Here is a 20,103-nt window from a genome sequence, read left to right as displayed (position 1 = left end):
TCAACGTTATTTTCTTCCCGCCGCATGATTGAAGTCACCGATGATCAATGAGTAAAATGTTCTCTGCGGCAGCCCTTGCGCTGCTGATGCTTTGTGTTCGCGCCCTGCCAGCATTCGCCAGCCTGTCCTTGGAGGCCATCCGTTTTGAGGCAGTCTCGCCGAATGAGGAGCGCGTGGTCTTCCGCCTGACCGGCCCGGCGCAGCTCAACGCCTTTCCGATGAAGAACGGCAGTCCGCGCTTGGTCTTTGATTTCAATGGCGCAACGGTTTCCAAACGGGTCAAAAACAGCACAGAAGCGGGCGGCAAGCTGATTGAGCGCATCCGGGTCGGCATCCACGACAGCAAGGCGCGGGTGGTGCTGGATTTGGTGCCGGGCAGGCAGGTGAAAACTGCGCAGCAGCCTGATCCAGTCAGCAATACAGTGACAGTGGTCGTTTATGATGCCGCTGCTCCGTCGCCGCAAATCAACCGAGCATCTGCGGCAGCATCCTCCTCAGCCGCAGCAGGCATGATTTGGTCGCCAGAAAAAACTCAAACAGCCACTCCGCCGCCTGTTCGGCAGCCGCCGCCTGTAGCGGAAAAAACACCGGAGCCGCCACCCGTCAAGCCTGCGGTGGTCAAGGTGCCTGCTCCGCCGTCGGGCGGCACGGTGCTGTCGTCAGTGCTGTTTGAAAAGAACTCCAACCGGGGCGAGATGGTCATGTTCCGGCTGAACAAGTTCCATCCGCCGGTGGTGTTCGGGCTGGAAGAGAAAAAACCGCGAGTGGTCTGCGATTTTCAGGATACTGGAGCTGGCGAGCGGCTGCCGGAAAGCGTGAGCGCGGACGGCAAGTATGTTCGGGGCATCCGCATTGAGCGCGACGACACAGGCCGGAAAATTCGCGCCGTGCTTGATCTTGCCCCGAACAACAGCTACGACCTCCAGCAGGTTTTTTTCAAAAACGACAATCTCTTTGTCCTGATCATCAACACGCTCGGCAATCCGGCTAAACGGCTCAACTAATCCTGATTGGTCATCTGCTTGACCGTAAAATGCGGCGGCAGGGTGATTTGAAACTGCTGCTGGTCAAGCGGGCCAAAGCCGAACAGTTCCTTGAACTCAATCGAATATTCCGCCTCCAAGGCCTTGCCGGACAACTCAATTTTGCCCGGCCAGGCGCAGTCTTTCGGTGTTTTCTTGTAGCCGCTGTAGCGGGCCTCAAACAAAATTTCGTCGTTTTTCTTGTCAGCGATTAAATGACGGCTGAGGCGGTTTTTGCTGTCCAACGCAAAAATATGCACGGTTTTGCCGTCCGAAGAGCCGCCGTGCCACCAGATTGCTCCCTGCGCGTCGCTGCGGGCAGCGGCGGCCCGCAGCCGTTCCGGGCGCACCCGTCCGCTCAACCAGAAGAACAGGTCGTCCGCTGGAATAAAGGCGGGCAGAAAGCGGCGGACGAACTTCAGCTCAGTGCTGCCGGTGTAGCCGACAGCTTTGCGGTTGTCGGCCAAGGTGAAGGTGCTGCCGTCTGATCCCAGCAGCAGCAGCGGCCTGCCAAGCGGATCATTCAACGCCAGCCGGAGCGAGGCCGGAGCAGCGGCCTGCATCGCTGCCGGATAGGTCTCCTGCTGGGCATAAGCCCGCCAAGTCAGCTTCACGTCGCTGTCCACGGCATCAACGCAGGACTGACTGAGGAAGGCGGTCAGCTGCTCCTCCGCTTTTTTCAGCTCGGTTTTATTGAGCCGTTCTGTCTGCGGCAGCCTGAGAGCGCAGCCACCCAGCAGCAGCGCGGCTCCAGCAAGCAGCCAAGCACGTTGCATGTTCATTTTTTCTCCTTTTCCAGCCGGTCAATTTTTTCTTCAAGCTGTTTGCGGTCAGGCGCGGCCCGACGTTTCGTCTTTTCTTGCTGATCAAGCAGCTCCAAGGCCTTGCGCCATGCCTTGACTGCCTCCTCATTCCGCCCGGCAGCCCGGTGCGTTTCTGCCAGATGGTCAAAAATCGCTGGTTCTTCCGGTGCCAGCTTGGCCGCCTCTTCCAAAGTTTTACGGGCCTCCTCAAAATTGCCCAAGCGGTAATAGAGCCAGCCAAGGCTGTCACGGACGCTGCCGTCCTGCGGCTTCAGTTCTTTCGCCCGGCTGAGATAGAGAAAAGCCTTGTTCAAATTGACCTTGCTCTCCGCCCAGCTATAGCCGACATAATTGAGCGCACCGGCGTGATCAGGATTTTTTTTGAGCAATTTCCGCATCGCCGCAAGGGCCTGCTTTTTCTTTCCAGCCTGATCAAGCGCAAGGGCCTGCTCATACAGCAGCACGTCATTGTCTGGATGCGCTTTCAGGGCGCGCTCAAAGGTTTTCAAACAAGCTTCCTCCTGACCAGCCTCCTGCTGAAGCCCTGCCAGCAGGGTCCACAGCTCCGGGGCCAATGGCTCCTGCGCAAGGGCGGCTTCCAAAAGCCGTATTGCCTCCTCCTGCCGTTTCAGCTCGCGCAGCGTCCGCACTTGCAGCACCAGTCCATCTGCGTATTCCTCGTCGTCTTGACTGAGCTGGGCCAGCGTCTTCAGAGCTTCCTCGTATTTTTTCTCTTGAAAATACAATGCGCCAAGCAGGTAGCTGGCCTCAGAATTTTTTTCCTTGGCCAGCAGCTCCTGGAGCAGCTTGGCAGCCTTGCCCGGCTCTTCCCAGCGGATGTAGAGCTTGGCCACAGTCAAGTCCGCCTGCTCTGGGCTGTCGGCCAGCTCTTTCAGCCGCCGCAGTTCAGTCGCTGCTTTTTTTTCCTTGTTCTGAAGGAGATAGACATGAATCAGGCCGATCCGTGCCTCATCATTCAGTTCGTTCTGGGCAAGCAGCTCCTTGTACGCCTTGGCTGCTTGGCTGTATTTTTTCTGCCGCACCAACACGTCAGCCAGCTCCATTTTCACCGCTTCCGACGGGCTGATTGCCAACACCTGTCGGTAATGCTCCAGTGCCTTGGCGAATTTGCCTTCCTCCGCCAGCAGGCGGGCCAGCAGAAGATGAGCGGATGCCGAGCCGCTGTCCGCCTCCAACGCGTCCTCCAAGGCGGTTTTGGCCAAGTCTTTTTTATTGGCCGCCAATTGCAGCTCACTGAGGAGCAGAAGCGGCGCGGCATCTTTTGGATTGAGATCATGCGCTTTGCGGCACTGCTCGGCGGCTTCGTCCAGCTTCCCGTCGCGGATGAAAATTTTCGCCAGCAGCATCCGTGACTCCACATCGTCCGGGTGTTTTTCCAAATGCTCCTTCAGCCGGCCAGCCGCTTCCTCGCTGCGGCCCATGCGCAGCAGGAGCTGGGGCAGTTTGCTGATGACAAACTCGGCCTCTGGATCGCAGACCAAGGCTTTTTCATAGGCTTCCAGCGCAGCTTCATATTTCATCTCCAGTTCGGCATGACGGCCCCAGAGAAAATAAAAATAGCTGCAACTCATATCGTTTTCATCCGCAACGACTGGCGCAGCTTGCGATGCTGTGTGCAGATGCGGCGGCTTGGGAACTGCGGCGGCCTCAGCAGGCTTAGACTGTGTGGCGACAACCGGCAAGTTTGCCGCAGACGGCTTTTTTTGAGCAGCGCAGCCGCAGAGCAGAGCGGCCAGCAGCAAACTGGGCAGGCTGAAGGAAAGAAGGCGCATGGCAAGGCTGTGGCGTTGAAGGAATTCGTGATCTTTCCCGCATGATATAACATGGATGCCGCAGTTGCACAAGAAAAGATGGCCGAGCAGAAGCTTCCGGAAAAATCGCCCGCCCGGCCTGCCTTCTTTTTTGCCCAAAAAACGGGTACACTGTGACAGCACACGCAACTCATTCCTGCCCAGCCACCATGAATTTTCTTCTTGCCGCCGTTGTATTCTTTGCTGTTTCGCTGTTTTTTCTCTTTGAGACCCTGCTGGCCGAGCGGCGCATTCCGCTCTTAGACAGCGTCCCGCCGCTGGACGATGCGGAGCTGCCGTCCATTTCCGTCATCATTCCGGCACTCAATGAAGAGCAGCATATCGAAACCGCGCTGACCTCAGTGCTGGCTTTGAACTATCCCCGGCTTGAGATCATCGTCATAGATGACCGCTCGACAGACATGACTCCGGCCATATTGGAGCGCATGGCGGCGCGGCACCCACGGCTACGGCTTGTCCGCATCCACGAGCTGCCGCCGGGTTGGTTAGGCAAAAATCATGCCCTTCAGCTCGGCGCGGCGCAGGCGCAGGGCGAATTCCTTCTTTTCACGGACGCTGACGTGCGGCTATCCCCGGACACCCTGCGCCGCGCCGCCGCCCGAATGCAGGCCAAGCGGCTCGATCATCTCTGCCTGATCTTCCAAGTTGTCCTGCCCAGCCTGTTGCTGTCCATGCTGGTGACAGACAGCCTTGCCGGACTGCTGACCATCTTCAAGCCGTGGCGGACACTGGAGCCGGGTTCGCGCTATTTCTTCGGGGCGGGTGGATTCAATCTCGTCCGCCGCTCGGCCTATTTTCGCTTTGGCGGCCATCGGCTCATTCGCCTTTGCCCGGTGGACGACATCCTGCTGGGCCGCTTAGTCAAAGAAAGCGGCGGGCGGCAGGAGTGTCTGAATGGCCGCAATTTTGTCAGCGTGCCGTGGTATGGTTCGGTCAGCGAGATGCGGCGCGGGCTGCGGAAAAATGTCTTTGCGGTGCTGGATTACCGCCTGAGCGCATTGGCCGCTGTCAGCCTGCTGCTGCTCTGCCAGACCCTGCCGTTCTGGGGCCTGCTGCTGACGAGCGGCTGGACGCGCCTGTTCTGCGGACTATCACTGGCCGCCTCAGCTCTGGCCATGCGCTCAACCGCTCGTTCGCTTGGCGTAAATCCTGCCTGCCTGCGCTGGTTCCTGCTCACTCCTTACCTGAAGCTGTTCATCGTTTGGCAGGGCGTGTTGTCGGTGCTGCTTCGAGGAGGAATTGACTGGCTTTATCCTTTGGACGAGCTGAAACGGCACATGGTGCCGGTTTCACCGTGGAGAAAGTTGCAAAAAACAAAACGGCACCCGGCCTGCTGACCGGATGCCGTTCAGGAACAGCTTGCAGGCTGTCGTTTAGCGATGCTGCTCGCGCTCCCGGCGGAACTTCCTGCCGTTGTCCGGCCTGCCGCCCCGGAACAGCGGCTTTTCGTGGATGACTTTGACCGTCACCGGCTTGCCGTTGACATCAGCCTGCTCAAAGGCGCTGACGATCTGGCTGATGTAGCGGCTCTCACCCTCCAGCATGGCGGTGTTGCGCTGGATTTCGATCTTGCCGACTTTGATCCGCCCGCAGCCCGGCACGCCGTTGATCATGCTGATCAGGTTTTCCGGCAGAATGCCGTTGCGGCGGCCCACATTCAGGTGGAACTGGGCGAATTCCCGGCTCTCGCCGCGCTCATCGTCCGCCAGAAAAGGCCGTCTTGGCCGCTCCTCTCTGCCGCCCTCCGCACTGCGCGCAAATGGCGGTTTTCTCGTCTCACGCCCGCCGAAGGTTTTGCCGGGGCCGTCGCCGCGCAGGCTTGGCCGCCGCTCCGCAGGTCTGGGATTGAGATCCGGCGCGTTGCGATAATATTCCATGAATCTGCCAAATTGCAGGGCGATGATTTTTTTAACCAAATCCTCGCGGCTGAGATGCTCCAGCTGTCCGGCGACTGCGGCGTAGAGCGGTCCGACCTGCTCCTCCTCCACTGCCGTGCCGCTGAGGCGCCCGATCAGGCTGACTAACTGTTTCTGGCAGATTTCCGCGCCGTTGGGGATCTGCCGCTGCTCGAACTTGCGCTTCAGCCTGATCTCTAACTGCCGGATTTTGTACAGCTCGCGGGAATCCGCCAGCACCACGGAAATGCCGGTCCGCCCAGCCCGCCCGGTGCGGCCGCTGCGATGGGTGTAGTTGGCGGTGTCGTCCGGCAGGCTGTAGTTGATGACGTGGGTCAGATCGCTGACATCCAGCCCGCGCGCGGCGACATCCGTGGCCACCAAAAGCTGCAAGCTGCGGTTGTGGAATTTCTTCATCACCAGATCGCGCTGGCTCTGGGTCAAATCGCCGTGCAGCGCGTCAGCCTTGTAGCCGTCCTGAATCAGCTTGTCCGCGATTTCCTGCGTGTCCATGCGGGTGCGGCAGAAGATGATGGCGTAAATATCCGGGCAACTGTCCAAAACCCGCTTCAGGGAGGCGAAGCGGTCTCTGGGATGGATCAGGTAGTATTCGTGACTTATTGTCTCCGAACCGGCATTGCGTGTCCCGACCGTGACCTCGACCGGATTGCTCATGTATTTGCTGGCGATGTCGGCCACTTCTCTGGACATGGTGGCCGAGAAGAGCAGAGTGTTCTTCTCCTTTGGGGTCTCGGCCAGAATGCCGTTCAGCTCCTCTTGGAAGCCCATGTTCAGCATCTCGTCGGCCTCATCCAGCACCACAAAGCGCACAGCGGCGATGTCGGCCAGATTGCGGCGGATCATGTCGCGCAGCCGTCCGGGCGTGGCGATAATGATATGCGCTCCGCGCCGCAGCTCGCGGCTCTGCTGCTCAATGCTCGCCCCGCCGTAGATGGCGACGATGTTGATCCCGTTGATGTGGCGGGCAAAAGATTCCAAGTCCCGTGAGACCTGCATGCATAATTCTCTGGTCGGGCAAAGCACCAGCCCTTGCGTCCGCCGACTTGCCGGATCGGTGAGCTGGATCAGCGGCAGGCCGAAGGCGGCAGTCTTGCCGGTGCCGGTCTGCGCCAGGCTGACTATGTCAGCATGATTTTTCAAAATAAGCGGAATGGCCTGCTCTTGGATCGGAGTAGGCTCGGTGAAGCCAAGTTCAGAAAGCGCGCTGAGGATATCGCTGCTGAGGCCAAGCTCTGCGAATGTGCTGCTCATAAAGGGTGTTCCTGTAAATAACTGAATGCCGTTGGAAAAATACGCAATCCTTCCAAAAGGACTGCTCTTTGCTGTGCGTGGGTGTTGCGGGTTGGGGCGGAAAGGATGACAGGGTGGACTATAGATGAAAATCTACTAAGATACACTGTGCCGCGTCAGAAAACAAACTGTTTTTTGTCAAGGAAGCTTTTTTTGCATATGTGACCGTTTATTTGATCAGCCTCCGCAGTCCGTCGTGCTGCCCTGAATTTTTTCGATCCCGTGCGCCAGCGCGGGCAGCACGGTTTCCAGATTTTCTTTCGCCGCCTTCGCGCTGCCCGGCAGATTGATGATCAGCGTCTGCCCGCGCAGCCCGGCAATACCCCGCGACCAGACAGCCTGCGGCGTTTTTTGCAGGCTGGCGGCCCGCATCGCCTCGCCAAGGCCGGGAATTTCCCGCTCAATCACCCGGCGGGTGGCTTCCGGGGTTCTGTCGCTGGGAGAAACTCCGGTGCCGCCGGTGGTCACGATCAGGTCAAGCCGCAGCTCGTCAGCCCAAACGGTCAGCTTCGCCGCAATCAGTTCTTCCTGATCAGGCAGAATTTCATAGGCAGTCACGAAAAATCCCTGCGCGTTCAGCAATTCGTGGAGCAGCGGGCCAGACGTATCCTGCCGCTCGCCGCGTGCGCCTTTGTCGCTCAGGGTGAGGATGCCGCAGCTCCGTTGTTTATTCCTTGGCAATCGGTCAAATTCTTGCATATCATGCAGCATGGGCGGCACAATGCCGCATTCTGTTATTTTACCCAAAAAGGAGAAAAAAGATGAGGAGCATTTTGTTTGCGCTGATATTGGTCATTGCCGCCGGGCTGCTTCCGGCCTCTGCGGCTGATGTGAAAATCATGAACAAGGACGAGCTGCAAATCCGGCTTGGCTCGCCGGATTTGCTTATACTTGATGCCAGAGCGCGAAATCAATGGGAAACCAGCCAGTTTCAAATACCCGGAGCGCACTGGGTGCCGAAAGATGAAATTGATCAGTGGGCATACAGTCTGCCGCATGACAAAACCATCGCCGTGTATTGCGCCTGCAACGGCTTGGGCAGCAGCGGCAAGGTGGCGCGGGAGCTGACCGCCAGAGGCTTCACCCGTGTTTATGCGCTTGACGGCGGCTGGAAAGAATGGCAGGCCAGCGGCTATCCGGTTGAAGCCAGACGATAAGCCCGCCCCTTCTGTCCCCCCTCATTTCAGGGGGACGGTCTGATCGTTGCTCAAACCACCCTCTGCCTGCGCTGCCTCGCGGAAGCAGATGCGCAGCCTGCCGCCCGCTGCCGCATCAAGTCGTTCATACGGAAGACGAATGGTCAGTGTGCTGCCGTCAATGGCTGCCGCGCTTTCAGGAAGCGGGGCCAGCGATTGCCGTTTCTGCGGGCCAAGGGCGTACAAGCTTGGATACGCCCGGCCTTGCGGCGCAGCAGCAGGCGCGGCCAAGAGGATGTTCAGCTCAAAATCATAAACGCCCCGTCCTGCCGCTCCGGGCAATGCAGCCCCGGTGCTCTCGTCGTGGTCTACATCAAAATAAAAACTGGCCAGCGGCGCATACTCTTTTCGGTCTTTGCCAGCGAAATATTCCGCTAAAGGTTTAGCAAGGGTGATGGTGAGCGTCAGTTCATTTTGCTTGCCCAATGCAGTGACTTCGCGGATATCAAGCAGCGGATTGCTGGTGTCGCCCGTCAGGTCGCGCCAGAGCACAGGCTGATCTGCGGGCGGAGCTGCAGGTTGCAGCTCCGGGGCCGCTGTCTGTGGCAGACCGGAAGGCGCGGTGGCGGTGGCAGATAGAGCTGTGCTGCTGCCTGCGGGCTTCAGTGGATTCCTGCTGAACATCTTCGGCCCGCCGGTCAATGCCGCGATGATTACAGCCAACAGGGGCAGCAAGATGCCCGCTGCTGCCATCAGCACCCACAGGCAGCGGAAAGAGGAATTAGGATCAACCTTGCCTGCCGCTTTTTTCAGGTCGCGGTATATTGCCATCATATACAGCAGATTGAGCGGAGTACTGAGAAGGGATACAGCATATCCGACAATTTGATGCCCCGGAAATGGCGCAAAAAACGGCAGAAGCATGAATGGCAGGGACAGCAAGAGCAGCAGCAACGAGAACAGGAATATTTTGAATAAGGTATCCCACCAATGACCGCGCACGTACAACCGGCTGATCAACAGCGCGTCAATGTTGGTGTGCCCTTCGTCTATCATGACAATAAAGCCGAACAGCATGGTGAGCGGAACAACGCTCGTCAACAGAAGCACGAGCACGCCGATAAGAAATACTCCACCAAAAGACAGAACTGTTCCTGATGCAACACTGATATCCGGGAGATGGACTTGCGACAGCGATGCAGACAGAGCAACACCTCCTGTTGCAACGAGAAATAACACCACAATCATCCAGCAAATGGTGATGCCAACAAACAACAAATTCACCCACAGCATGGGAAAAAGATATTTCCAGCCGGTGCAGAGGGATTCAATTATGCCGTGGTGCTCATCAACCGCAGCGGCCAGCATGGATGTGTGAGACCACGACCAAAACAGTATTCCTGCCACAACCAAGGCTCCGCATGTGCCGAGCAGCGGCAGTTGGCCAAGTAGTGCCTGAGGATCCGCGAGCAGTTTCGCCAAGCCATCGCTTGCAACGAGCTGCTGCACGTGACCGATATCCATGCCTGACAGAAAAAAAAGTCCACCTAAACCAAGTGCGCCCAGCAGCAGAAGACTTGTGGCCGCCGACAGAAGCATCACTGCTATCAGCCGGAGCAACCGTTCTTTACAGAGTCTGAGAAAGGCGACGAAAATTTCGCTGACGCTGCTGACAGGTCCGACAGGAGCGACCGGTTTCGGTTTGACCGGCAGCGGCTTTTTCGGCGGCAGCGGAACCTTGGGCGGAGGGACTCTCGAAGGACGCGGACGGGGCGACGGTTGTTTGAGCATCGCAGATGGTTCAGCCGGAGAAGCTGCCTCGGTTTTGCTCCAAGAGGGAGCGGGCTTCATGTTCAGTGATGCCGGTCAGCAGGAGGGTTTTGGCGCGGCTGGCGAGACCGCTCCTGATGGCAACGGCAGACTTGGGAAGGCGCAGCAATTCTGCAATAAAATCAACAGCCGCTTTATTCGCTTTGCCGTCAACAGGCGGCGCAGCCAAACGCAGCTTGAGCGCATTGCCGTGCAGTCCTGCCAGCCCGCTGCGGGCTGCTCCGGGCTGGACATGCAGCAGGAGCAACAGGCTGCCGTCAGACCGAGCTTGCAGGCAGGGCAGAGCAGGAGTAACGGATTGCGGCGGTTTCATGCCTCAATTGAAGCATATTTTCACGGCTGAAGATAGGGGGATGATGAATTTTTTCTAAAACCTGGCCATATCCGGCGAAAACATCAGGCTGAAATGTTGCAAGGTCGGCACCAGAAAGCTCTGGAGGAAAATGATGGCGAAGATCAGCAGCAGCGGACTCAGATCAAGCCCGCCCATCGGCGGCAGCCAGCGGCGGATTTTATGCAGCACCGGATCGGTTATCTGCATCAGAAAACGGACTACAGGATTGTACGGATCCGCATTGACCCAAGAAATGACCGATCTGGCGATCACAATCCAGATATAGGTGTTAGAGACCAAATTAATCAGCTTGGCCAGAGCACCGAGAAAGTTGCCGAGAATAAACATAAAAGTTGCCTAGTGAAGATGGAAGACGCAGATCAGCCTTGCTGCCAGAGGTTCAGATGCACCCGTTCCGGCAGAAAAATATCTTTGCGGGCAAGCTGCTGCGCTGGCGGGCCAACCGGCACAAAAGAAAATGGCACGATCTCCTCTGGCAAGCTGAAGAACTGCCGAAAATTGTTCACCCGGCCTGCATCAGGATAAACGCCTGTCCAGACTGCGCCCAGCCCAACTCCGTGCACGGCCAAAAGCAGGTTTTGCGTGGCGGCAGAGCAGTCTTGCACCCAGAATCCTTTGTATTTTTCCAGCCGCAGGTCGCCGCAGACTAAAATTCCCAGTGAGGCCTGCCGGGTCATCAGCGCATGAGGATGAATGTCCGGGATGCGGTCGAGCAGAGCACGTTCGCGGATCACCACAAACTGCCACGGCTGGGCGTTGCCTGCGGATGGAGCGCACATCGCGGCGGACAGAATTTGCCGCACTTTTTCCTCACTGACCTCTCCGCCAGTAAACTGCCTGATGCTCCGCCGGGTGTGAATCGCTTCAAAAATATCCATCAAAGCCTCCATGTCTTTTTGTTTTAAAAGCCTTTCAGCCGCATTCTGATTTGCCGAAAAAATAATTCGGTGCGCAGGAAAGGCTGCCAGCGCAAGGCAAATGCGGAACGCTCCCAAAGGCCATTGCCGGTCAGCGGCACTTGAGTTTGATGCTGGCCGTGAAAATCGTCCAAATGCTGCTGCTGGCGGATCGCCTCGATTTCGCTGGTCTTCGGGAAGGCGAGGCGGGTGAGGAGCAGATAATTCAGCCACGGCTTCAGTTCGGCGAAGGTGAAGCCGAGCAGGGCCGCTGCGGTGCCGTACTGCTTCGCGCCAGCAAGAATGCCTTCCTGCAAGGGCCGGAACTGCTCGCTGTGCGCCTGCTCCGCCTTTGCCGCCGCGTCATCGCTGCGGCGGAAGACCAATTCATAGCCCGCTTCATTGTCGGCCAGCCGGTAGGCATTGAGGGTCGGATGCGGAGCGCGGCAGATTTCCTCAAACAAATCCAAGTTGGCGAGCATGGCCGAGGCGGCGGCATCAAAGCGGTCGCGGTCATAAACCATGCCGCGCAGCTGATTGCGTGGAGTTTCCGGGTAAGGAATGCCCCGGCTGGCTCCGAAGAGCAGGCCGTGACAGCGGGGCGCGTCCTTACGGTGGGCGATGGCCCGATGCAGGAAACGCTGGATGGTGCCGAGCCAGCCGATGTCCACGAGCGCAACGTCGGTCTGCTGAAAAAAGTCCTGCTCCTCCAAATAGCGCAGTAGAGCCTGATTGGCGGGCAGTGTCTGCCGCCGCACCTCGGCCTGAAAGCCTTCCTCTTCCTCCAGCATCTCATTGAAACGGATGCGGTTTTTCATGAGAAAGCCCTCATGCGCCGGAGAAAGCACAGTTTCCTGCGTCAGCTCATGCTTGGCCAAATACGGCGTGAACGGCTCCGCCTGCAAGCCGAAAACCCGGCAGACATCGCGGAAGTCGCGGTTGCCCGCAGGCAGAAAAACAATATCCGCGTGCTCGCGGTCAAGGCCCGCATGGGCGCAGCTCGCCGGGGCCAAGGCCATACGGCTGACGTAGAGATACGAAACCTTGGGCAGTTCAGCTCCGGCGAAAACACGCGGCGCGACCTCGTTCCATATCTGCTCAAAGAGCCAGCCTTCGCGGGAGAAAAAATAAATGCGCCGGATATCCGAGCGCAGGCAGTGCTCGGCCACGCCCTGAATGAAGCCAGCGAAAAGCGGGGCAAAGACGTTGAAACCCTGCACATAGAGCGGATGACGGGAAATATTTTCCGCCTCCAGCGGCAGCATGAGCTGCTGGAGAGCGCGGCCTCGGTAAAAATGCTGGCTGAGGGAGTATTCGCAGTAGCGTTTGGCCAAGGATTTGCGCAGCTTTTCCCGCCCGTCGCGGAGGACGAGGGCCGTAATGCCGTGCTCCTGCGGGCGCAGGCCATCGGAAATCGGATTGTCGCCAACATGCAGCCAGCGGTCATAACGTAGGCCGAAGCGTTCCTTGAGCAGCGGGAAGGCGATGCCGGAAGCCTTGGCCAAGAAGGTGTCTGCGGAGGAAACAACTGCGTCAACGTGCTCCAGCAGCCCGGCGTGCGCGACTAACCGTTCCAGATGACTGGCGGGCAGATAAATATCCGAGACAATCAGCAGCCGCTTGCCCTGCGTTTTCAATTCCTTCAGCCAGGCCGCCAGCTCAACGCGGGGCACCAGGACAGCATTCTCCAAGGACAGCTCGTAGTCCGTCAACTCCTGAAGCAGCCTGTCATCGTTCTGCGGGCCGAACACAGCCTCGATCACCCGGCCCATGTAGTCGGGATAACGCGCCTCCTGATCGGCGAAACGCAGACCGGTCTCCTGCCGCTGTTCTTTTTCAAAGGCGTTGCGCAGCTTGAGAATATATGGCCAGGTCTTGCTGATGCCCATGCGTGCGGCCCGACTGCTGAGATACCGCGCCACCGCAGGCTTGACCATGTCCGGGTCATGGATGCGGCGGATCAGCAGGGTGTCGAAGAGATCAAAGCTGACGGTGTCGGCTGCTGCGGCAAGGGCGCGGCCTTCCTGCACCAGAGTGCTGATGGAATGATGCTGCGTGATTATCATTGAATTTGTCGCTCAGAAAGCAAGCCCTAAAGAACGGTAAACTGATTCAGTCTGCCGCAGCACGAGATGTTGAGCAAATTCCTTCAGCACCTTTTCCCGGCCAGCTTGGCCGAATTTCTCACACAGTGCTGGGTGATCAAGCAAATGCACTATTTTGTCTGCCAATGCAGGCGCATTCTTGATTGGAATTAAGAAACCGTTGACTCCATCTGCCACTATTTCCCGACATCCCGGCGCATCCGTGGTGATAAGAGGAAGAGACATGGAGGCTGCTTCAATCAGCACTTGCGGCACTCCTTCGCGATAATGACTGGGCAAAACAACTAAATCAACTTCATTGAAGAGCTTGCGCATGTCCTTGACATGACCAAGCAGCCGCAATCGTCCTGCACTCTGCCATCGTTTGACATCATCTTCAGAGATTGATCCGGGATTTCCCGCATCAGGTGCGCCAGCGAGCAGAAATTCAATTTCATCCGCCCGATGCGCCAGCAATTCAGCCGCTTCTGCATAAATGCCGACACCTTTTTCCCAAAGAAGGCGGGATGCCAGCAGCACCTTGAATTTTTTTCCGCGCTGTCGTGTTGCGGCAGAAAAATATGCGGTGTCCACACCTGATCCAGCCCCTCCTTTGATCAGGAAAATATTGTCAGGCGATATCAAACGATTGGCAAAAAATAACTGTCTGTCGTCAGGGTTCTGCACAATCAATCGGCTGCTGTCACCGCGCAAAGCCAGCCGCAACAGCACCTTCAGCAGCGGCCTGAGTGCGTGGGCTAAAACGGACTGGCTGGAAAATACATATCCCAATCCAGGTAACGTATTGATTCTACCTCTAATCCCTGCCAACTGAGCTGCCAGTCCGCCATAAATCACGCTTTTTAGCGTAAAGTTGTGAACAGCATCAGGTCTTTCTTCCTTATAACTATTTAGGAGAAATCTGAAAAGACGGAATTCTTTTGAAGGATTAATGCTGCGCCGCTTCATCGGCAGAGGTATCCAGCGGAATCCTTCTGCTTCCAACAAGGCTCCGTGTTCTCCGCAAGATGACATCATCACCACTTCAACTCCTTGGCTGCGGAGAAAGCGGGCCAACCCCAAACAGAAATTATACAAAAAACTGTCAGAAGCGGCAAAAAAAATGATCTTCAACAAATGGCTGTGGTTAAGAATGCGATGCGTGCAAATCCGGCTTGTATTCCGGCACCCAGATATTGAGCTGGCGTTTGACCTCCAGTTCATCACGCAGGCCGGGCTGGGCCATCCATGTCAGGCATTCGGTGTGCCAGCTCATGTCCGCCGGGCGTGCTCTGGCCACGCGCAGTTTGGGGTGCGGGGTGGGCAGGGTGGACTCGTCATCAGCCAGCAGCTCCTCATAGAGCTTCTCGCCCGGACGCAGCCCGGTGTATTGAATGCTGATGCTGTCCTCTTCCGCGCCGGAGAGCGTGATCATCAGCTTGGCTAATTCGGCGATTTTGACCGGTTCGCCCATGTCGAGGACGAAAATTTCGCCGCCCTGCCCCATCAAGGCGGCTTGCAGCACGAGCTGGGCGGCCTCAGGGATGGACATGAAATAGCGGGTGATTTCAGGGTGTGTCACCGTCACCGGGCCGCCTGCGGCAATCTGCTTCTGAAATTTGGGAATCACGCTGCCGGAGGAACCCAGCACATTGCCGAAACGCACCGAAATAAACCGAGTGCCACCTGTCTGCTGCAAGGCTTGGCAGACCATCTCGGCCAGCCGTTTGGTTGCGCCCATCACGTTGGTGGGATTAACCGCCTTGTCGGTTGAAATCATTACGAATTTGCTCACGCCGTGCGCCTGGGCCGCTGCGGCCACGGTCTGAGTGCCCAGCACGTTGTTCCGCACTGCCTCCCACGCATTGCTGTTCTCCATCAGCGGCACGTGCTTGTAGGCGGCGGCATGAAAGACCACTGCTGGGCGGTGCGCGGCCATGATCTGGTTCATCCGGGCGGCATTCTTCACATCGCCGATCACCGGCGCAAGCCGCAGTTCAGGAAAACGCTGCGGCAGCTCCTGCTCCATTGCGTACAAGGCCAGCTCAGACTGTTCCACCAGCACCAAGCTGCCGGGCTTGAAACGGGCGATCTGGCGGCACAGCTCCGAGCCGATAGATCCGCCCGCGCCAGTGACCAGCACGGTCTGGCCGGCGAGCAGCTCATGCAGGCCGCTGTTGTCCAATTGCACCGGATCACGACCCAGCAAGTCGTCCAGCTCAATCCGGCGCAGATTGGACACCGCCACTTTGCCGGAAACCATGTCTTCCAAGGGCGGCACAGTGAGGACGTTCAATCCAGCCTCGGCGCAGCTCTGCGTGATGCGGCGGCGCACCCCATGCGCGGCGGACGGCAAGGCCAAAACGATGTCCTGCGCTCCCATCTTTTTCGCCCAGACTGCGGCTTCCTCCAATTTGCCTAAGACCGGAATGCCCTGCACTAACCGCCCCTGCTTGTCCGGGCTGTCATCCAGCAGGCCAACAGCATGCAGCGGCACCGGGCTGTGGGCCAGCTCGCGCAGCAGCGAATCTGCTGTCTCGCCTGAGCCAGCCACCAGCACCGGTTTGCTGTCCGGGCGGAGCATGACGGTTAGCTGCTGTTCTTTCCATATCCGATATGCTATCCGGCTGCCGCCCATGATCAGAATCAGCAGCAGGGGATAGAGAACCAGCACTGCGCGCGGCACCACGGCACCAGAGCGGGTGAGATACAATGCCAGCGGGATTAGCACGGCACTGGTGCCTGCGGCCAGAACTATGCGCTGGAGATCAGGCAGGCTGGCAAAACGCCAGAGACCGCGATAGAGGTTGAACCGCCAGAATATGACGACTTGCAGCGGCAGCACCCAGAACAGGGTGGCAAGGGCATTGTCCAGATATTGCGGGGGCAGGGAAAGATTCAGCCGCAGCCAGTAAGCAAGCAGCCATGCGAAAGCGGCAGCAAGGAGATCATGCAGAAAAATTATCAGGATGCGGAAGCTGGGCATAATTACAGATCAACTGCTGCGGGGAAGTTTGCAACCAAGCGGGAGCTACTCATTTCGCCATGCTGATTATAAAACTTGATTGCGCCCTCTTGACTGCACAGCCAGAACTCCTCCGCGCCAGCGGCAAAATAACACCGTCTTTTCTGACGCATTTCCGCCAAGGTGTTGCTTGGGGAAAACACTTCCACACAAAGCAATGGAGAAAAGGAAGACATCACATTGTTTTTTAGCAATTCCGCTTGGTTTGCTGTCAGCATCCCGACATCAACCACTTTGACATCTTCGTCAGTTTCGACAGGAAATTTAGGAACGATAATCAAATCAGGATAAAGCTGATTCAATACGGCAATAATTTTCGCTTGAAAAAGCACATGCCTGACACTTGCCGGACTCACAAATAATTTGTCCCTGCTGATTCAGCTCCATTTTATAGGGAAGATTTTGCAGGGCCGGGTCTGCGCAGAGTTCTTGCCAGTTCATTGTTGATATTTACGGATTGATATCCGATCCTGGCCAGAAGGCTTCATCCATGAACACTTCAAATGTCCACGGGCAATCTGATGGAAAATGAGCCGTGGCTAAACCTGTCTCGCGTATCGCACCTGCCACAGCATAGCCGTAGGCCCTATTGATCAACTCAGGCAACTTATTCTTCAACCCCGGATTTTCTTGCAGATGTTCGATGATACGTTTGCGTTGCTCAATGATGGTGAATTTCCAGCTCCGCCCTTGGTAAGCGGGTTGATATTGCCACTTCAGCAAGTGCATAAGCAAAATTTCTATAAAGGATTGCAAGGCACGCTTTTCAGACTTGCTCACGTCTTCAATTTCCTCGATAATATGCTCCCAGTCAGCTTGGTCAAATTTTCGTTCACGTAATATCTGCGCTTGTTGCAATGACCATGTGTACAGGTCTTGGTCATAGGCGGCTTCATTCATGATGTCAAGGCTGTTCCATTCTGATCCGGTCGCCGCTGCCGCTGCCCAGCACCGTTTGGAGAATGTATTTGAAATATGAACGCAAGTTCATGCTGCTGATCATCTCCGCGTCAACTTGCGCAAGCCGCTCTGGAACGGACATGTCAATTCCTTGCACTTGGGCAAGGCCAGTGATGCCTGGACGCACAGTAAAAGCTCCGGCTGCGGCACGGGCGGCAATCAATTCGTGCTGATTAGGCAGGCAAGGACGCGGGCCAACAAGGCTCATCTCGCCTTTCAGGACGTTCCAAAGCTGCGGCAGCTCATCTAATTTAGTGCGGCGCAAAAAATGACCAAATGAGGTGATGGCTGAGACACTGGCAAGATGTGTAGCCACGTCTGCTGTGCCGATCCGCATGGTGCGAAATTTGATTAAGGTGAACGGTTGTTGGCCACGTCCCACCCGTCTCTGGCATAAAAGGGGAGAACCAGTGTCAAACCAGCCGATGGCGGTCAGAATAAGCAGCAATGGAAGACCGAACAGCAGACCAAAAACAGCAAAAAATATGTCCAGCAGTCGAATCATTTCACTGCGCTTGCAGGTACGATTTAGCAGTCTTTCGCAAGGCTTCGTCCACACTCACTGGCGGCGACCAGTTCAGCAGTTCGCACGTTTTACGCATATCTATCTGCAAAGAACCAAGCAGCCGCACAGCAATATCCTCTTTTCTCAGCAAAGAGGCCGCCTTTCGCAGCCACGATACGGGCACTGGCAGCAGACGGGCAGGCCTGCCAAGTGCTGCTCCCAAACGTTGCAGCAGCTCAGTGGTGGATAAGTCTTCACCATCACTGACTAAAAAAGTTTGATTTGCTGCCGCAGGACGATCAATATAGATTGTGATCAAATCTATGAGGTTGTCGAGCGCAACAAGACTGCGCTGATTGTGAACTGCGTCGAGCGGCAGAGGAACTCCCTTATGCAAGCACAAGCATCGCATCATGCTTAAAAAAATTCCATTGACACCAGCACTATAAACTAATGAAGAACGAATGATAACAATCTCCATGCCGATTTGTGTAAAAATATCTTTCAAACCTTGTTTAGCTTCGTATTTAGAAATTCCATAGAAATCTTTAGGATTTCAACTATCAGAAATTGTAAATGGCTTATTTGGTGGAGTAGATTCGCCGTTGACTTTAATTGAGCTGAGAAAAGTAAAACGTCGGACACCTGCGGCAGCAGCTTGACGGGCAAGCTTGAGAGTGCCAGCGGTATTCACAAAGCGGAATTCTGTGAGCGGATTAGAAACACAGTCAGACATGATGTGGATATGGCTGCCAAATGAATTACAATATCGACATTGTCGAGAGCCTGCGTCCAATCGATTTCAGGAAGTATGTCTCCCGCTTCGGCACGAGTGATGGGCCGGACTTGGTACTGTTGGCTGAATGTGGAGAGTAGGGCAGAGCCGATAAAACCTGTTGTACCTGTGAGAATAATATTCATGACACCATCACGTCTATAAACCGCCGAGCGAGAACTGGATAAACCTGTTTTTCTAGAATAAATTTTTTACCACGTTTGCCCATTGCGTCACGATCATCAGGGGACATCGAGATTAGTTTTAATATGGCGTTTCTAATCATATTAACATCACCAGGAGCAACAGTAATGCCGCATCCAGCTTCAGCTACTGGATCATTGCCTGCTTGAAGCGCACAAACGACCGGTTTTCCTGACATCATATAATCCATAAGCTTATTAGGAGAAATACCAAAACGGTAAATAGGCTTTGGTAAGAAGCTTATGTAAGTAATATCAATTGATTTTAAAAAATTAGGAATACAACATTTTGGAATAGCATGGAATAATTTAACATTTTTAATTTTTTCCTGTTGAATACGAGTTGCAAGTCTATCACGCTCTGGCCCATGGCCCACTAAAACAACTTCAAAATCCTGCGGACATAATTTAGCAACATCTATCAATAGATCTAAATCATTAGCTAATCCATATGCACCAGCATAGCCAATGATAGGTTTTTTTATTTTTTTAACTGTATCTAAATAGTAAAATAATTCATCAGGCAAAGATATCTCTTTTTCCCATTCAGATATTTCTATACCGTTAGGTATATAATGAAACTTAGATGGGTGCATCCCTCTATATACCATGTAGTACTTTGCTTTTGGAAGAACAGTAACTATGCTATCCGCTTTTTCATAAGCATAATTTTCAACTTTCCTCATAAGTATGATAAAAGGATGCCATTTAGGCATATTGCCTAATTCAATTAAAGTAAGCGGCCAAAGATCGCGCACTTCAAATATTAATTTAGCATTTGTTTGTTTTTTAATTTTCTGTGCAGCAAGTATGTCTAATAAATGAGTACTCGCTGCAATAACGACATCAGGATTAGATTCAATAGCAATTTTTTTTGCATTGACGTAAGTTTGCCAAGCAAAGCTAAGTATATTAATTACTCTCTTAAAACCATTACATGTATATGTAGGGGTTTTGTACCATGTATAGAAGATTCCATCAATTATTTCAGTTAAAGTTTTACCTAAAAATTTTGGCTGAACAGTTCGTACATGAGAAAATGATGCTGCATATATATGAACATAATGACCAGCCTTGACCCATTCACGAGCTAAATAATACACGCGATAAGACATGCCATGTTGTGGAGAGCCTGCATAGTGATGCAGAATTAAAATTCTCATTTTATTTTGCTATAGTATGTATATTTCGTGCTGTCCAGCACGAATATAACCGCACACAGAGGAAGACATGGAACTCGAAATTACAGCATTTTATTGTTTATGCGATGATTTTTTAATTTCTGAAGGCTGGCTTGACGGCCGGCAATGCGCGATGAGCACAGCGGAGGTCATGACCGCAGCTCTGACAGCCGCCGCTTTTTTCTCCGGCAGTCATGAAAAAAGCTGCAAATTTCTTGAAGAGCATGGATATATTCCTGACATGCTTTCAAAAAGTCAGTTCAGCCGCCGCCTGCGCGGAATTCCTGAAT

The 20,103-nt window shown here is 55.0% G+C and carries 20 protein-coding genes; 3 read left to right on the top strand and 17 right to left on the bottom strand.

The features are described 5' to 3' along the window. Positions 1 to 47: 47 nt before the first annotated feature. Positions 48 to 1,004: an AMIN domain-containing protein gene (locus ACNKH6_RS06695; RefSeq protein ID WP_417914776.1), complete on the top strand. Its 957-nt coding sequence runs from the start codon at positions 48 to 50 to the stop codon at positions 1,002 to 1,004. Here ACNKH6_RS06695 and ACNKH6_RS06690 read toward each other — a convergent pair. Together ACNKH6_RS06690 and ACNKH6_RS06685 are read right to left on the bottom strand one after the other, a co-directional pair. Then, a complete protein-coding gene (locus ACNKH6_RS06690) occupies positions 1,001 to 1,804 on the bottom strand; it encodes a hypothetical protein (protein WP_417914775.1) in 804 nt (267 codons plus the stop codon). The genes ACNKH6_RS06695 and ACNKH6_RS06690 overlap by 4 nt on opposite strands. Next, a complete protein-coding gene (locus ACNKH6_RS06685) occupies positions 1,801 to 3,618 on the bottom strand; it encodes a tetratricopeptide repeat protein (protein ID WP_417914774.1) in 1,818 nt (605 codons plus the stop codon). The genes ACNKH6_RS06690 and ACNKH6_RS06685 overlap by 4 nt, the downstream gene beginning before the upstream one ends. A 188-nt stretch (positions 3,619 to 3,806) precedes the next feature. On the opposite strand from ACNKH6_RS06685, the gene ACNKH6_RS06680 reads away from it, so the two are divergent. Beyond that, the gene (locus ACNKH6_RS06680) at positions 3,807 to 4,994 is read left to right on the top strand and encodes a glycosyltransferase (protein WP_417914773.1); all 1,188 of its coding nucleotides are present in this window, start codon (positions 3,807 to 3,809) and stop codon (positions 4,992 to 4,994) included. 36 nt (positions 4,995 to 5,030) lie between these two features. Here ACNKH6_RS06680 and ACNKH6_RS06675 read toward each other — a convergent pair whose 3' ends face one another. Together ACNKH6_RS06675 and ACNKH6_RS06670 are read right to left on the bottom strand one after the other, a co-directional pair. After that, positions 5,031 to 6,824 carry a DEAD/DEAH box helicase gene (locus ACNKH6_RS06675; RefSeq protein ID WP_417914772.1) on the bottom strand — a complete coding sequence of 598 codons (1,794 nt, stop codon included), beginning with the start codon at positions 6,822 to 6,824 and terminating at the stop codon, positions 5,031 to 5,033. A 216-nt stretch (positions 6,825 to 7,040) separates the two neighbouring features. Then, entirely contained in the window at positions 7,041 to 7,574 is a 534-nt protein-coding gene (locus ACNKH6_RS06670; protein ID WP_417914771.1) for a MogA/MoaB family molybdenum cofactor biosynthesis protein, read from the bottom strand. A 50-nt stretch (positions 7,575 to 7,624) separates the two neighbouring features. On the opposite strand from ACNKH6_RS06670, the gene ACNKH6_RS06665 reads away from it, so the two are divergent. Next, a complete protein-coding gene (locus tag ACNKH6_RS06665; protein WP_417914770.1) occupies positions 7,625 to 8,020 on the top strand; it encodes a rhodanese-related (seleno)protein in 396 nt (131 codons plus the stop codon). A gap of 21 nt (positions 8,021 to 8,041) precedes the next feature. Here ACNKH6_RS06665 and ACNKH6_RS06660 read toward each other — a convergent pair whose 3' ends face one another. From ACNKH6_RS06660 to ACNKH6_RS06600, 13 genes are all read right to left on the bottom strand, one after another. Beyond that, positions 8,042 to 9,790 (bottom strand): hypothetical protein, encoded by a 1,749-nt coding sequence (locus ACNKH6_RS06660; RefSeq protein ID WP_417914769.1) that lies wholly within the window; start codon positions 9,788 to 9,790, stop codon positions 8,042 to 8,044. 10 nt (positions 9,791 to 9,800) lie between these two features. After that, positions 9,801 to 10,142 carry a DUF167 domain-containing protein gene (locus ACNKH6_RS06655; RefSeq protein ID WP_417914768.1) on the bottom strand — a complete coding sequence of 114 codons (342 nt, stop codon included), beginning with the start codon at positions 10,140 to 10,142 and terminating at the stop codon, positions 9,801 to 9,803. A gap of 54 nt (positions 10,143 to 10,196) precedes the next feature. Continuing rightward, positions 10,197 to 10,511, bottom strand: a complete 315-nt coding sequence (locus tag ACNKH6_RS06650) for a YggT family protein (protein WP_417914767.1) — start codon at positions 10,509 to 10,511, stop codon at positions 10,197 to 10,199. A gap of 32 nt (positions 10,512 to 10,543) precedes the next feature. After that, positions 10,544 to 11,062 (bottom strand): nitroreductase family protein, encoded by a 519-nt coding sequence (locus ACNKH6_RS06645; protein WP_417914766.1) that lies wholly within the window; start codon positions 11,060 to 11,062, stop codon positions 10,544 to 10,546. Between the two features lie 23 nt (positions 11,063 to 11,085). Further along, complete coding sequence (locus ACNKH6_RS06640; RefSeq protein WP_417914765.1) at positions 11,086 to 13,146, bottom strand: HAD family hydrolase; 2,061 nt, start codon at positions 13,144 to 13,146, stop codon at positions 11,086 to 11,088. Between the two features lie 12 nt (positions 13,147 to 13,158). Further along, positions 13,159 to 14,298, bottom strand: coding sequence for a glycosyltransferase family 4 protein (locus tag ACNKH6_RS06635; RefSeq protein WP_417914764.1), 1,140 nt, complete (start codon positions 14,296 to 14,298; stop codon positions 13,159 to 13,161). Between the two features lie 13 nt (positions 14,299 to 14,311). Next, entirely contained in the window at positions 14,312 to 16,150 is a 1,839-nt protein-coding gene (locus tag ACNKH6_RS06630) for a polysaccharide biosynthesis protein (protein ID WP_417914763.1), read from the bottom strand. A gap of 2 nt (positions 16,151 to 16,152) precedes the next feature. Further along, the gene (locus ACNKH6_RS06625) at positions 16,153 to 16,545 is read right to left on the bottom strand and encodes a Uma2 family endonuclease (RefSeq protein WP_417914762.1); all 393 of its coding nucleotides are present in this window, start codon (positions 16,543 to 16,545) and stop codon (positions 16,153 to 16,155) included. 94 nt (positions 16,546 to 16,639) lie between these two features. Then, a complete protein-coding gene (locus ACNKH6_RS06620; protein ID WP_417914761.1) occupies positions 16,640 to 17,089 on the bottom strand; it encodes a DUF29 domain-containing protein in 450 nt (149 codons plus the stop codon). Between the two features lie 4 nt (positions 17,090 to 17,093). After that, the gene (locus ACNKH6_RS06615) at positions 17,094 to 17,654 is read right to left on the bottom strand and encodes a sugar transferase (protein ID WP_417914760.1); all 561 of its coding nucleotides are present in this window, start codon (positions 17,652 to 17,654) and stop codon (positions 17,094 to 17,096) included. A 1-nt stretch (position 17,655) separates the two neighbouring features. After that, on the bottom strand, positions 17,656 to 18,162 hold the full coding sequence (locus ACNKH6_RS06610) for a hypothetical protein (RefSeq protein WP_417914759.1): 507 nt from the start codon (positions 18,160 to 18,162) through the stop codon (positions 17,656 to 17,658). A 182-nt stretch (positions 18,163 to 18,344) separates the two neighbouring features. Then, the gene (locus ACNKH6_RS06605) at positions 18,345 to 18,575 is read right to left on the bottom strand and encodes an NAD-dependent epimerase/dehydratase family protein (RefSeq protein WP_417914758.1); all 231 of its coding nucleotides are present in this window, start codon (positions 18,573 to 18,575) and stop codon (positions 18,345 to 18,347) included. Continuing rightward, the gene (locus tag ACNKH6_RS06600) at positions 18,572 to 19,795 is read right to left on the bottom strand and encodes a glycosyltransferase family 4 protein (RefSeq protein ID WP_417914757.1); all 1,224 of its coding nucleotides are present in this window, start codon (positions 19,793 to 19,795) and stop codon (positions 18,572 to 18,574) included. The genes ACNKH6_RS06605 and ACNKH6_RS06600 overlap by 4 nt, the downstream gene beginning before the upstream one ends. Between the last annotated feature and the right edge of the window lie 308 nt (positions 19,796 to 20,103).

Source organism: Candidatus Electronema sp. JM (assembly GCF_048287415.1).
GTDB lineage: Bacteria > Desulfobacterota > Desulfobulbia > Desulfobulbales > Desulfobulbaceae > Electronema.
This window is presented reverse-complemented; position numbering and strand designations above follow the sequence as displayed.

What these genes read in the sequence shown, in the direction of transcription:
- ACNKH6_RS06695 (WP_417914776.1), top strand. Translation starts at nt 48, where the DNA reads ATGAGTAAAATGTTCTCTGCGGCAGCCCTTGCGCTGCTGATGCTTTGT.
- ACNKH6_RS06690 (WP_417914775.1), bottom strand. Translation starts at nt 1,804, where the DNA reads ATGAACATGCAACGTGCTTGGCTGCTTGCTGGAGCCGCGCTGCTGCTG.
- ACNKH6_RS06685 (WP_417914774.1), bottom strand. Translation starts at nt 3,618, where the DNA reads ATGCGCCTTCTTTCCTTCAGCCTGCCCAGTTTGCTGCTGGCCGCTCTG.
- ACNKH6_RS06680 (WP_417914773.1), top strand. Translation starts at nt 3,807, where the DNA reads ATGAATTTTCTTCTTGCCGCCGTTGTATTCTTTGCTGTTTCGCTGTTT.
- ACNKH6_RS06675 (WP_417914772.1), bottom strand. Translation starts at nt 6,824, where the DNA reads ATGAGCAGCACATTCGCAGAGCTTGGCCTCAGCAGCGATATCCTCAGC.
- ACNKH6_RS06670 (WP_417914771.1), bottom strand. Translation starts at nt 7,574, where the DNA reads ATGCTGCATGATATGCAAGAATTTGACCGATTGCCAAGGAATAAACAA.
- ACNKH6_RS06665 (WP_417914770.1), top strand. Translation starts at nt 7,625, where the DNA reads ATGAGGAGCATTTTGTTTGCGCTGATATTGGTCATTGCCGCCGGGCTG.
- ACNKH6_RS06660 (WP_417914769.1), bottom strand. Translation starts at nt 9,790, where the DNA reads ATGCTCAAACAACCGTCGCCCCGTCCGCGTCCTTCGAGAGTCCCTCCG.
- ACNKH6_RS06655 (WP_417914768.1), bottom strand. Translation starts at nt 10,142, where the DNA reads ATGAAACCGCCGCAATCCGTTACTCCTGCTCTGCCCTGCCTGCAAGCT.
- ACNKH6_RS06650 (WP_417914767.1), bottom strand. Translation starts at nt 10,511, where the DNA reads ATGTTTATTCTCGGCAACTTTCTCGGTGCTCTGGCCAAGCTGATTAAT.
- ACNKH6_RS06645 (WP_417914766.1), bottom strand. Translation starts at nt 11,062, where the DNA reads ATGGATATTTTTGAAGCGATTCACACCCGGCGGAGCATCAGGCAGTTT.
- ACNKH6_RS06640 (WP_417914765.1), bottom strand. Translation starts at nt 13,146, where the DNA reads ATGATAATCACGCAGCATCATTCCATCAGCACTCTGGTGCAGGAAGGC.
- ACNKH6_RS06630 (WP_417914763.1), bottom strand. Translation starts at nt 16,150, where the DNA reads ATGCCCAGCTTCCGCATCCTGATAATTTTTCTGCATGATCTCCTTGCT.
- ACNKH6_RS06620 (WP_417914761.1), bottom strand. Translation starts at nt 17,089, where the DNA reads ATGAATGAAGCCGCCTATGACCAAGACCTGTACACATGGTCATTGCAA.
- ACNKH6_RS06615 (WP_417914760.1), bottom strand. Translation starts at nt 17,654, where the DNA reads ATGATTCGACTGCTGGACATATTTTTTGCTGTTTTTGGTCTGCTGTTC.
- ACNKH6_RS06605 (WP_417914758.1), bottom strand. Translation starts at nt 18,575, where the DNA reads ATGAATATTATTCTCACAGGTACAACAGGTTTTATCGGCTCTGCCCTA.
- ACNKH6_RS06600 (WP_417914757.1), bottom strand. Translation starts at nt 19,795, where the DNA reads ATGAGAATTTTAATTCTGCATCACTATGCAGGCTCTCCACAACATGGC.